At 70.7% G+C, this 11,907-nt stretch carries 9 protein-coding genes and 2 pseudogenes; 6 read left to right on the top strand and 5 right to left on the bottom strand.

Annotated elements, in window-relative coordinates; all coding sequences use genetic code 11:
* The first annotated feature begins 2 nt into the window (after positions 1 to 2).
* From H293_RS0116140 to H293_RS0116120, 5 genes are all read left to right on the top strand, one after another.
* Complete coding sequence (locus H293_RS0116140) at positions 3 to 1,331, top strand: sulfate adenylyltransferase subunit 1 (protein ID WP_020118895.1); 1,329 nt, start codon at positions 3 to 5, stop codon at positions 1,329 to 1,331.
* 222 nt (positions 1,332 to 1,553) lie between these two features.
* Positions 1,554 to 2,657 (top strand): ABC transporter substrate-binding protein, encoded by a 1,104-nt coding sequence (locus tag H293_RS0116135; RefSeq protein ID WP_020118894.1) that lies wholly within the window; start codon positions 1,554 to 1,556, stop codon positions 2,655 to 2,657.
* Between the two features lie 36 nt (positions 2,658 to 2,693).
* Positions 2,694 to 3,479 (top strand): ABC transporter ATP-binding protein, encoded by a 786-nt coding sequence (locus H293_RS0116130; RefSeq protein ID WP_020118893.1) that lies wholly within the window; start codon positions 2,694 to 2,696, stop codon positions 3,477 to 3,479.
* On the top strand, positions 3,466 to 4,344 hold the full coding sequence (locus H293_RS0116125) for an ABC transporter permease (RefSeq protein ID WP_020118892.1): 879 nt from the start codon (positions 3,466 to 3,468) through the stop codon (positions 4,342 to 4,344). The genes H293_RS0116130 and H293_RS0116125 overlap by 14 nt, the downstream gene beginning before the upstream one ends.
* Positions 4,345 to 4,349: 5 nt before the next feature.
* Entirely contained in the window at positions 4,350 to 5,087 is a 738-nt protein-coding gene (locus H293_RS0116120) for a sirohydrochlorin chelatase (protein ID WP_020118891.1), read from the top strand.
* 71 nt (positions 5,088 to 5,158) lie between these two features.
* Here the strand turns inward: H293_RS0116120 and H293_RS0116115 are convergent, their stop codons facing one another.
* From H293_RS0116115 to H293_RS0116105, 3 genes are read right to left on the bottom strand one after another with little or no spacing between them, the layout of a single operon-like run.
* Positions 5,159 to 6,229 (bottom strand): ketopantoate reductase family protein, encoded by a 1,071-nt coding sequence (locus H293_RS0116115; RefSeq protein WP_020118890.1) that lies wholly within the window; start codon positions 6,227 to 6,229, stop codon positions 5,159 to 5,161.
* Positions 6,230 to 6,249: 20 nt separating this feature from the next.
* Positions 6,250 to 6,615 (bottom strand): nuclear transport factor 2 family protein, encoded by a 366-nt coding sequence (locus tag H293_RS0116110; protein WP_020118889.1) that lies wholly within the window; start codon positions 6,613 to 6,615, stop codon positions 6,250 to 6,252.
* Positions 6,608 to 7,156: a DUF1697 domain-containing protein gene (locus tag H293_RS0116105; protein WP_020118888.1), complete on the bottom strand. Its 549-nt coding sequence runs from the start codon at positions 7,154 to 7,156 to the stop codon at positions 6,608 to 6,610. The genes H293_RS0116110 and H293_RS0116105 overlap by 8 nt, the downstream gene beginning before the upstream one ends.
* Positions 7,157 to 7,390: 234 nt before the next feature.
* On the opposite strand from H293_RS0116105, the gene H293_RS0116100 reads away from it, so the two are divergent.
* Positions 7,391 to 9,655 (top strand): MMPL family transporter, encoded by a 2,265-nt coding sequence (locus H293_RS0116100; RefSeq protein WP_028807890.1) that lies wholly within the window; start codon positions 7,391 to 7,393, stop codon positions 9,653 to 9,655.
* Positions 9,656 to 9,727: 72 nt separating this feature from the next.
* Here the strand turns inward: H293_RS0116100 and mgt are convergent.
* Together mgt and erm are read right to left on the bottom strand one after the other, a co-directional pair.
* Positions 9,728 to 10,970 (bottom strand): annotated as a pseudogene (gene mgt / locus H293_RS0116095) (macrolide-inactivating glycosyltransferase).
* A 77-nt stretch (positions 10,971 to 11,047) separates the two neighbouring features.
* Positions 11,048 to 11,823 (bottom strand): annotated as a pseudogene (gene erm / locus H293_RS52725) (ErmE/ErmH/ErmO/ErmR family 23S rRNA (adenine(2058)-N(6))-methyltransferase).
* Positions 11,824 to 11,907 lie beyond the last annotated feature (84 nt).

Below are 11,907 nucleotides of genomic sequence, written 5' to 3'. Positions count from 1 at the left end.
GCATGAGCACCACCACGGAACTCACCGAGACGACCCTGCTGCGGTTCGCGACCGCCGGTTCGGTCGACGACGGCAAGTCGACCCTCGTCGGCCGGCTGCTGCACGACTCCAAGTCGATCCTCACGGATCAGCTGGAGGCAGTGGAGCGCGCGTCGGCCAGCCGGGGGGCCGAGGGCCCGGACCTCGCGCTGCTGACGGACGGTCTGCGCGCCGAGCGCGAGCAGGGCATCACCATCGACGTGGCCTACCGCTACTTCGCCACGCCCAGGCGCCGGTTCATCCTCGCCGACACCCCCGGCCATGTGCAGTACACCCGCAACATGGTGACGGGTGCCTCCACGGCCGAGCTCACGGTGATCCTCATCGACGCCCGCAACGGCGTCGTCGAGCAGACCCGCCGGCACGCGGCCCTCGCCGCGCTGCTGCGGGTGCCGCACGTGGTGCTGGCCGTGAACAAGATGGACCTCGTCGACTACGCCGAGCCCGTCTTCGCCGCGATCGCCGAGGAGTTCACGGCGTACGCCCTTGAGCTGGGCGTCCCCGAGGTCACCGCGATCCCGATCTCGGCGCTCGCGGGTGACAACGTGGTGGAGCCGTCCGCCCACATGGACTGGTACGGCGGCCCGACCGTCCTGGAGCACCTCGAGACGGTCCCGGTCACCCACGACCTGAGCCACTGCCACGCCCGCCTTCCCGTGCAGTACGTGATCCGGCCGCAGACCGCCGAGCACCCGGACTACCGGGGCTACGCCGGTCAGATCGCCGCCGGTTCCTTCCACGTCGGCGAGCAGATCACCGTGCTGCCCTCGGGCCGCTCCACGAAGATCGCCGGCATCGACCTGCTCGGTGAGCCGGTCGACGTGGCCTGGACGACTCAGTCGGTGACGATCCTCCTGGAGGACGACATCGACATCTCGCGCGGCGACCTGCTGGTGCCCAGCAAGGACGCCCCGCCGACCACCCAGGACATCGAGGCGACCGTCTGCCACGTGGCAGACGCCCCGCTGACCGTCGGCCACCGGGTGCTCCTCAAGCACGGCACCCGCACGGTCAAGGCGATCGTCAAGGACATCCCGTCCCGGCTCACGCTCGCCGACCTGTCCCTGCACCCGCACCCCGGTCAGCTCGTCGCCAACGACATCGGCCGCGTGAAGATCCGTACCGCGGAGCCGCTGCCCGTCGACTCCTACTCGGACTCGCGGCGCACCGGTTCGTTCATCCTCATCGACCCGAACGACGGCACCACGCTCACCGCGGGTATGGTCGGCGAGTCGTTCGCGTCCCCGGAACCCGTCAAGGACGAGTCCGAGGACGACGGGTGGGACTTCTGACATGACCCCCACCGACTACTGGTCCACGTTCGCGAAGGAGGGCGGCCGCGTAGGCAGCGGCGCGCTCGGCAGCGGGCAGGGCGGAGTGGCGCGATGTGTGCGCTGACGTACGCGCACCGCTTGCGCGCCCCGTCCCCCCACAGCCGTAGACGCAGACCTGCCGACCTCCCGGCCACGACCTGAGAGACCGTGACCGCCGGGCCTCCGAGAGGAACACCTCCCGTGCCTGCTACACCAGCTCTTCGCCGCACCCTCGCGGTCATCGCCGCGCTCCCGCTCCTCACCCTGGCCGCTTGCGGCTACGGCTCCGACTCCAAGGACACCGGCACCGCCAAGGTCGCCGCCGGGGCCAAGAAGATCGACGGGCTCGACTCCGTCAAGATCGGCTACTTCGGCAACCTGACCCACGGCACCGCGCTCGTCGGGGTGAACAAGGGCTTCTTCCAGAAGGAGCTCGGGGCCACCAAGGCCTCGTACGCGACCTTCAACGCCGGTCCTTCCGAGATCGAGGCGCTCAACTCCAAGTCGATCGACATCGGCTGGATCGGTCCCTCCCCGTCGATCAACGGCTACGTCAAGTCGGGCGGCAAGAGCCTGAAGATCATCGGTGGTTCGGCCTCCGGTGGTGTGAAGCTGGTCGTCAACCCGGACAAGATCAAGTCCCTGAAGGACGTCAAGGGCAAGAAGATCGCCACCCCGCAGCTCGGCAACACGCAGGACGTGGCGTTCCTCAACTGGATCGCCGAACAGGGCTGGAAGGTCGACGCGCAGAGCGGCAAGGGCGACGTCACCGTCGTCCGCACCGACAACAAGATCACGCCGGACGCCTACAAGGCCGGTTCCATCGACGGCGCCTGGGTGCCGGAGCCGACCGCGTCCAAGCTGGTCGCCGAGGGCGGCAAGGTGCTGCTCGACGAGTCGTCGCTGTGGCCGGACAAGAAGTTCGTGATCACGAACATCATCGTGCGCCAGGACTTCCTCAAGGAGCACCCGAAGGCGGTCGAGGCCGTCCTGAAGGCGTCGGTGGAGGCCAACAAGTGGATCAACGCCAACCCGGACGCGGCGAAGGCGGCGGCGAACAAGCAGCTTGAGGCGGACTCCGGCAAGGCGCTCAAGCCCGCGGTCCTGGACCCGGCCTGGAAGTCGATCCAGTTCACCAACGACCCGCTGGCCGCCACCCTCAACACCGAGGCGGAACACGCGGTCAAGGCCGGTCTGCTGAAGAAGCCCGACCTGAACGGGATCTACGACCTGACGATCCTCAACAAGGTCCTCAAGGCCGACGGCGAGTCCACGGTCGACGCCGCCGGTCTCGGCACCAGCTGACCCCGGTCCCCGAAGAGTTCCCAGGAGGTGACGACCATGGCCACGACCACGACGCTCGCCCAGGCCGACGAGTCCGTCGAGTACGCCGCACGCCTTGAGCACGTCTCGAAGTCGTTCGCGGGACCGGGCGGACAGCAGCTCGTCCTGGACGACGTCAGCATCGATGTCGCGCCGGGCGAGTTCGTCACCCTCCTGGGGGCCTCGGGCTGCGGCAAGTCCACGCTGCTCAACCTGGTGGCGGGTCTTGACCGGCCCAGCACGGGCGACATCATCACGGACGGCCGCCCCGCCCTGATGTTCCAGGAGCACGCCCTCTTCCCGTGGCTGACCGCGGGCAAGAACATCGAACTCGCCCTGAAACTCAGGGGAGTTCCCAAGCCCGACCGGCGCACCAAGGCCGAGGAACTGCTCGAACTGGTGCGGCTGAAGGGCGCGTACGGCAAGCGCGTGCACGAGCTGTCGGGCGGTATGCGCCAGCGGGTGGCACTGGCCCGCGCGCTCGCCCAGGAGAGCAATCTGCTGCTGATGGACGAGCCGTTCGCGGCTCTCGACGCCATCACGCGGGACGTGCTGCACGACGAGATCACCCGGATCTGGGCGGAGACCGGCGTGTCCGTCCTGTTCGTCACGCACAACGTGCGTGAGGCGGTACGGCTCGCGCAGCGCGTGATCCTGCTGTCCTCCCGCCCCGGCCGGATCGCGCGCGAGTGGACGGTCGACATCCCGCAGCCGCGCCGCATCGAGGACGCGCCCGTGGCCGAACTGGCCCGTGAGATCACCGAAGAACTGCGTGGGGAGATCCGCCGTCATGGCCAGCACTGACACGACACCGGCCCAGGACGCCGGGAGCGTAGAGGCGGGCCTCGACGCGCTGGAGACCCGGACCACCGGGCGCCCGACCCTCCGGCAGACCCTCGTCAACAAGATCCTGCCGCCGGTCATCGCGCTCGCGGTGGTCCTCGCGGTCTGGACGCTCCTCTACCCGATCGTCGACGACCCGTCGAAGCTGCCGTCGCCGGCGGCCGTCGGCTCCACGTTCAAGGAGGCCTGGCTCCAGGGCGATCTGCTCGGCTACATCTGGACCAGCGTCTCGCGCGGTCTGCTGGGCTTCTTCTTCGCCCTGCTGATCGGCACCCCGCTGGGCCTGATCGTGGCCCGGGTGAAGTTCGTCCGGGCTGCCATCGGCCCGATCCTGTCCGGCCTCCAGTCGCTGCCGTCGGTGGCGTGGGTGCCGCCGGCCGTGATCTGGCTGGGCCTGAACAACTCCATGATGTACGCGGTGATCCTGCTCGGCGCGGTCCCCTCCATCGCCAACGGCCTGGTGTCCGGCGTCGACCAGGTGCCGCCGCTGTTCCTGCGGGCCGGCCGCACGATGGGGGCGACGGGCGTCAAGGGCATCTGGCACGTCACGCTGCCGGCCGCGCTGCCCGGCTATGTGGCGGGTCTCAAGCAGGGCTGGGCGTTCTCCTGGCGCTCGCTGATGGCCGCGGAGATCATCGCCCAGTTCCCCGACCTGGGCGTGGGTCTCGGCCAGTTGCTGGAGAACGGCCGCACCAACAGCGACATGGCCATGGTGTTCGAGGCGATCCTGCTCATCCTGTTCGTCGGCATCGCGATCGACCTGCTGATCTTCAGCCCGCTGGAGCGGTGGGTGCTGCGCAGCCGCGGTCTGCTGGTGAAGGGCTGAGTCCCATGAAGCCGGTCCTCCTGGTCATCGCCCACGGCAGCCGCGACCCGCGGCACGCCGCGACGGTGCACGCTCTGGTACGCCGGGTGCGCTCGCTGCGCCCGGACGTACGGGTGGAGACGGGCTTCCTGGAGTTCAACCTCCCTTCCGTTCAGGGGGTGTTGGAGTCCCTGGCGGCGGAGGGTGTCCGAGACGTCGTAGCGCTGCCGCTGTTGCTGACGCGGGCGTTCCACGCGAAGTCGGACATCCCCGCGGTCCTCAGGGACGCACCGCCGCGGCTGCGGATCCGGCAGGCCGAGGTGCTCGGTCCGTCCCCGCTGCTGTTGTCGGCGCTCGAACGGCGGCTGTACGAGGCGGGGTTGACGCCCGCCGACAAGTCCTCGACCGGGGTCGTGCTGGCCTCGGCGGGGTCCACCGACCCGGAGGCGATCGCAGTGATCGCTGACATCGCGCGGGAGTGGCGGCACACCGGTTGGTGCGCCGTGCGGCCTGCGTTCGCCTCCGCGGCCCTGCCCCGCACCGAGGACGCGGTGCGCGAGCTCCGGGCGCTCGGCTGCGCCCGGGTCGCCGTGGCGCCGTACGTCCTTGCCCCGGGGTTCCTCCCCGACCGCATCGCGCGCGGTGCGGTCGAGGCGGACGTACTCGCCGACGTCCTTGGCCCCGCGCCGGAGGTGGCGCGGGTGCTGCTGCGGCGGTACGACGCGGCCTCGTCGGCGCGGGTGCTGCTGCCGGTGAGCGCCTGAGGCACCCCTGTGCGGCCATGGCGTCACGGCCACGCAGGCCGGCGCAGGCCGATGAGTGCCTGAGGCGTCCCCTACCCGCCTGTCGCGGCCCAGCCGCAGGCCGGTGAGCGCGTGAAGCGCCCCTGCGCGTCCACGGCGGCCACGGCCTCGTCGGCCCGCCGGACCAGCTCTGCCGGCGGCATCGAGCCGGCCTCCCGCCGCTCACGCGCGAAGGTGTTGGCGAGCCGCTGGAGGAGGTCGTTCAGCGGGGTCGGGACGCCGTGCAGGCGGCCGAGGAGGGCGATCTCGCCGTTGAGGTGGTCGGCCTCGATGGTGCCGGTGCCGCGGGTGAGGGACTGCCAGGAGGAACCGCCGCCGCGCGGGGCGTCCCCGAGCGGCAGCAGGGTGATCTTGTCGCCGCGCAGCGCGCGCTGTTCCTCGACGCTCGCGTAGGCGAGCCCGGCGGCGTCGAGGACGGCCATGCCCTCGGCCCGCACCCGGTCGACGAGCGCCAGGGCTTCCTCGCTCTCGACGGACCCGGAGACCGCCTCGACGGCGTTGGCGAGGTTGGACAGCAGTTTGGCGTACTGCCAGCGGGCGAGGTCCGGCACGACCGGTGCCTCGAACCTCGCCGTCTCCAGGTCGGCGGCGATCCGGCGGGCCGTCTCGTCCGTGCCGTGCGGATACACCCCCAGGTGCAGGATGCCGGTGAGCGGACTGCCCGCGGCGGAGACGGTGCCGGGTTCGACGAAGGTGGCCGGCAGCCAGACGCAGACGCCGTACACGTGCCGGAAGCGGCGCAGGGCCACGCGCTGCCCCTCCACGCCGTTCTGCGCGCACAGCAGGGGCAGCCGCTCGGCCGCCGTGCCGCCGCCCTCCACCGGGGCCGGGCCCCAGACGCTCAGGGCGCCTTCCGTGTCCTGGGTCTTCACGGCGAGGACGAGCACGTCGTCGGCGCGCAGGGCGCCGAGTCCGGCCGGTCCGTCCACCACCGGGAGCCGGTACGTGAACTCGCCGTCCGGCACTCTCAGCCGCAGTCCGCCGTCCCTGAGCGCCGCGTGGTGCGCGCCCCGCGCGACCAGGACGACCTCGTGTCCGGCTCCCGCGAGCCGCCCGCCGACGACCCCGCCGACCGCACCTGCCCCGATGATGACGTAGCGCATGGGAGGAGCCTCGCACACCGTCATCCGGTGAACGGCGTCGCCTGGTGGAAGTACAGCAGCCACCCGCTGGACGTGCGCCGCCACAGTGAACTGCGGTGTGCCCGGCTGCCGTTGCGCTCCGTGTCGAAGGTGAGGTGGACGAGGTCCGGCGCGAGCCGGACCCCCTTCATCCCGGACGCCGTGATCGGCCCGGCCTCCTGGTCCGTGACCCCGGCGAGGGCGGCGACGATCGACGCGCGGTCCCACTGCCGCCCGGACGCGCCGAACTCGTGGAACTCGGGGTGCAGCAGCGCGCCCACCAGCTCGGGCGAGGCCCGGACCTCGGGGTCGAGGAGCCGCAGCTCGCCCTGGACGGCGGCCTCCACGGCGGGGTCGTGGTCACTCACCGGTCATCTCCGCCAGCTTGACGACGGTGTTCCAGTTGCGGCTGGTGGCGATCACGCCCTTGTTCAGCCTCGGCCTGGACAGGTACTCGGCCAGCTTGGAGCGGCCGAGGCCGTTCGGGGCGTACAGGTACAGGGCGCGGTCGCCGAGACGGAACTCCTCGGGGAGGTGGGCGGCCTGGTCGATCTCCGCGAAGCGGTCCGCGTCGACGGGGGCGGAGAAGTAGGTGACGTGGAGCTGCTTGCCCTCCAGTTCGGCGGCCGGGAAGGGGCAGTCGTCGACGATCGCCTTCAGATAGGCGTGGTCGCGGACGATCACGTCGACCGGGAAGCCGAACCGCTTCTCGATCGCGGCCGTGAGCTCGGCGGCCAGGGACTGCTCGTCGCCGTGGTCGGCGGTGAACACGGCCTGGCCGCTCTGGAGGTAGCTGCGTACACCGTCGTGGCCGAGGCCTGCCATCAGCGTGCGCAGGTCGGCCATGGGGACCTTCCTGCTGCCGCCGACGTTGATCCCGCGCAGCAGCGCCGCGTATGTCGTGGTCATGCGCACACCCTAGGACGGTGCTCGCGCGGACCCCGATCACCGCCCCGCACAAGGGCCGTTAGATGTAAGGGTCACGATCCTCCGCAGTGCGGAGGGTGCGCGGTCCCTTGGGAGGAGCCGGTGGCGCCCGCACTTCACCGGACAGCACGACGAGACGGGTTTATCCAGCTCATACCTTCAATGTGAAAGGTGGCGGCAGGGGGCTGCCACCGCTCACAAGGGGGCAAGCCCGTCATGCGGAACGGAGACACAAGGGTGCGTGGCCTGGCCGCCCGGGCCGGCGGCTGGAGCGCACGGCACCGATGGGCTGCCGTCGGTATCTGGGTGCTGTTCGTCGTCCTGGCGATGGGCCTCGGTTCGGCAGCGGGCCGGGTCGACGTCAAGGAGAGCGACCAGCTCAAGGGGGAGACCCACATCGCCGCGAAGATCATCGAGGACGCCGGGATCGACGAGCCGGCCAGTGAGTCGGTGCTGATCCAGGCCAGGGACGCCGGTGGCAAGGCGACCGACGCCGACTTCAGGGCGGCCGTCTCCGCGGTCGTGAAGGCGGTCGAGGGCACCGGCAAGGCCACCGACGTGACCTCGCCGTACGAGACGAAGACGATCTCGAAGGACGGCCGCAGCGCGCTCGTGCAGTTCGACATGCGCGGCGAGACCGACACCGCAGGCGACCGGGTCGAGCCGGTACTGAAGGCCGTCGAGGGGGTGCAGAAGGAGCACGGGTCGCTGCGGATCGAGGAGATCGGCGGCGCCAGCATGGCGAAGACGTTCTCCGACGCGTTCGGCGACGACTTCGAGAAGGCCGAGCTCTCCGCCGTGCCGGTGGCCCTCGGCATCCTGCTGATCGCCTTCGGCGCGCTGGTCGCGGCCCTGCTGCCGGTGCTGCTGGCCGTGAGCGCCATCATGGCGACCATGGGGCTGATGGGCATCGTCAGCCATGTGATGCCGATGAGCGACACCGCCAACTCCGTGATGCTGCTGGTCGGTCTGGCCGTGGGCGTCGACTACTGCCTGTTCTATCTGCGCCGTGAGCGCGAGGAACGGCAGGCCGGGCGGGACTCGCAGACCGCCCTGCGGATCGCGGCCGCCACCAGTGGCCGCGCGATCATCGTCTCGGGTGTCACGGTGTGCGTGGCGATGGCGGGCATGCTGTTCACCGGGCTCGCCGAGTTCGAGGCGATGGGTCTGGCCTCGCTGATGGTCGTGGCGGTCGCCATGGTCGGTTCCGTGACCGTGCTGCCCGCGCTGCTCTCGCTGCTGGGCGAGCGGGTCGAGAAGGGCAAGATCCCCTTCCTGCACCCGGAGAGCCGGCTGCGCCGCAAGCGGGGCGGCAACCGGGAGAGCCGCTTCTGGACCGCCGTGCTGAAGGGCGTCCTCGCGAAGCCCCTCGTCGCGGTCGTGGTCGCGGCCGGCGCGCTGCTCGCCATCGCGGCGCCCGCGCTCGGCATGAAGACCCAGAACCTCACCCTGGACCAGGAGTTCGGCGACTCGCTGCCGATCGTGCAGACGTACAACCGGGTCAACGACGCCTTCCCCGGCGGCTCCGAGCCGGCCGAGGTGGTCGTCAAGGCTGCCGACATCAACGCGCCCGAAGTCACCTCCGCGCTGGCCGACTTCAAGGCGATGGCGATCTCCTCGGGCGCCTCGCGCGGCCCGGTCGAGATCAAGCTGCACGACGCGCAGAACCTCGCCTTCGTGTACGTCCCGCTGGTGGGCGGCTCCGACCTCGACAAGGCGGGCGCGAGCCTGGACAAGCTGCGCGACGAGGTGCGGCCTGCCACGCTCGGCAAGGTCGACGGCGTCGAGGCGCCGATCACCGGGCAGGTGGCCGGTTCCAAGGACTTCAACGACCAGTTGGCCGGAGCGGTCGTACCGGTGTTCGCGTTCGTCGTGGTCTTCGCCTTCGTGCTGATGCTGCTGTCGTTCCGCTCGCTGACGGTCGCGATCACCTCGATCGTGCTCAACCTGCTGTCGGTGGGTGCCGCCTACGGCATCCTCGTCGCGGTCTTCCAGCACGGCTGGGGCGCTTCGCTGGTGGGCGCGGAGGGCGTCGGCGCCATCATCACCTGGCTGCCGCTGTTCCTGTTCGTGATCCTGTTCGGCCTGTCGATGGACTACCACGTGTTCGTGGTCTCGCGGATCCGCGAGGCGCATCTGCGGGGCCGCAGCACCAAGGACGCGATCCAGCACGGCGTGGTCACCACGGCCGGTGTCGTCACCAGCGCCGCCGTCATCATGGTCGCGGTGTTCGCGATCTTCGGGACGCTGTCCTTGCAGTCCATGAAGCAGATGGGCGTGGGCCTCGCGGCCGCGGTGCTCATCGACGCGACGATCATCCGGGGCGTGCTGCTCCCGGCGGTCATGGCGCTGCTCGGCGAGCGCAACTGGTACCTGCCGAAGTGGCTGCACGGACTGCCGGACCTCACTCACGACGAGGCCGCGGACGCGGTGGCCGCGCCCGCGGCGCGGGACGACGAAGGTGAGCCGCTGAGGGTCTGAGCCCTCCGGGGCGAGGCTGAATCCCCTTGTACTGAGGGCCCGTTGGCGACCGGGGTGCCAACGGGCCCTCACTCATGCGCGCAGTTGCGCCTCGATGAGGTCGGCGGCCCTGCGCGTGCCGCCCTCCTGAGCCATCCCCGCCTGGACCTCCTTGAGCCTGCGGGCGGCCTCGGGGTCGTCGACGAGTGCGAGGGCGGCTTCTCGCAGCGCCTCGGCGGTGGCCTCCTCCGTGTCGATCCGGCGGGCGACCCCGAGGCCCTGGAGCATGTCGGCGTTGCCGAACTGGTCCACGGCCTGCGGTACGGCGATCATCGGTGTGGCGGTCGCCAGTCCCTCCTGGCTGCCGCCCGCGCCGGCGTGCGTGACGAACAGGTCGGCCTGCCTCAGGATCGCCAACTGCGGTACCCAGGGGCGCACTTCGACGTTCTCCGGTACGGCGCCCAGCTCGGCCGGGTCCACATGCTTGCCGATCTGGAGCACGAGATGCCAGCCCGGGAGGTCACCGAAGGCCCTGAGGCACTCCTGGTAGAAGTCGGGCCGCTTGGTGAAGGAGGAGCCGAGGGAGACGAGAGCCACCTTCCCGGCCCCGGCCGGCCGCCGCCACTCCCCCTGCGAGGCACGGTCCCCCTGGCAGGCGCCGACGAAGGTGTACACGCCCTCGTCGACCCGGTCGGCGTGCGGCTGGAGCACCCTGGGGATCAGGACCAGGGAGCGGTCGGGGCGGCCGACGAAGGAGTCGGGGTCCAGGTCGATCCCGTTCTCCCGCAGCCAGCCCTGGAAGCGGGCGTAGTAGGCCTGTCCCCGTTCGGTGCTCTTCGGCTCGGCCCACATCGGCTCGGCGACCTCCTCCTCGTAGCCCTGCCAGGCGACGAGGTTCGGCGAGAGCGAGATCGCGGGCACACCCCAGCGGTGGGCGAGGACACGGGCCGGGTAGGCGGTGATGTCGTGCAGGACGAGGTCCGGTGCGTCGCCGTCGTAGGCCTCGACCAGCTGCGGCAGCGCCTGCATCGCGTCGGCGAGGAAGAGCTCCACGTGGTCGAGCAGTTCGCTGCCCCAGGCCGCCGGGTCGTCGTCGGGACCGGGCAGCGTCGAGTTCCAGGGCTTCACCTCGGCCCCGGTCTCGGCGACCTTCTCGGCGAACAGGGGCGGAACGGCGTAGGTGACCCGGTGCCCGCGCGCCACGAGCTCGCGGATCACCTCAAGGCTGGGGTTCACGTGGCCGTGGGCGGCGATGGAGAACATGGCGATGTGTGAGGGGCTGGTCATGTCGGCGACCTTAGGCGAGACGATACGTATCGTGCAATGTCTTTTGGATCGCGCGAAGCACGAGGAGGGGCGCGGGAACTGCGCGACCCGCCACGACGGCGCGGCAGACAACGAACGACGTGTCGCTCACGGCACCAGCACCTCGCACAGCCGCACCCACGACTGCGGCGCGACCTCCCCCACCAGCACTCCCCGATCGAGCCCCGCGCGGCGAAACGCGAGGTCCACCCGCCGCCGAGGGCGGGCCCGGCACAGGGAGGCGTGCAACGACCCGCCGACCCCGGAGAACCCGAGCTCCACCAGGCGCCTCCAGCCCTGCTCGGCGGTGGCGGCGAGGAGCGGTGCGCAACGGCGCTCGATCCGGATGATCCCGGCCTCCACACGCGGCACGGGCGTGAAGCCGTACCGCCCGACCCGCCCCACCAGACGCCACTCGTACCGGGGCCAGCTCAGGACGGTCAGCAGGGTCCAGCTCCCGTAGTCCCCGTGCGCTTGCGGGCGTACTCCAGCTGCGTGAGAAGCGTCGCGTCGGTGAGGGCGGGGGCGCGCAGACACCAGTCGACGATCGCGGCCGTACGGGAGAAGGGCACATTCCCGGCGACCGAGAACGGCGTCCGGGGTGGGCGTGCGGCCAGGAAGTCCCCTGCGACGACCTGGACTTGGGGTACGGAACGAAAGCGGGCGTCGAGCGCCGGAACGAGGCGTTCGTCGATCTCGTAGGCGAGCAGCCGACGGCAGCGCGAGGCGAGCGGTGCGGTCAACGCGCCTTTGCCCGCGCCGACTTCGAGGACGAGCTCCGCCTTCGGGTGCGGCACGGCAAGCCTCGCGAGCCGAGCCGCTGCCTTGGGATCAGTGAGGAAGTTCTGCGAGAGCGCGCGGGAAACGCGTGAGGGGCGGGCCATGGCCTGCGGTCCTTGTCTTCCGGGAGCGGGAAAAGGGCAGACGAAGGCCCTGACCGGAAGACAGGAGAAGTGCGTACGGGATGA

The organism is Streptomyces canus 299MFChir4.1 (genome assembly GCF_000383615.1).
GTDB lineage: Bacteria > Actinomycetota > Actinomycetes > Streptomycetales > Streptomycetaceae > Streptomyces > Streptomyces canus_C.
This window is presented reverse-complemented; position numbering and strand designations above follow the sequence as displayed.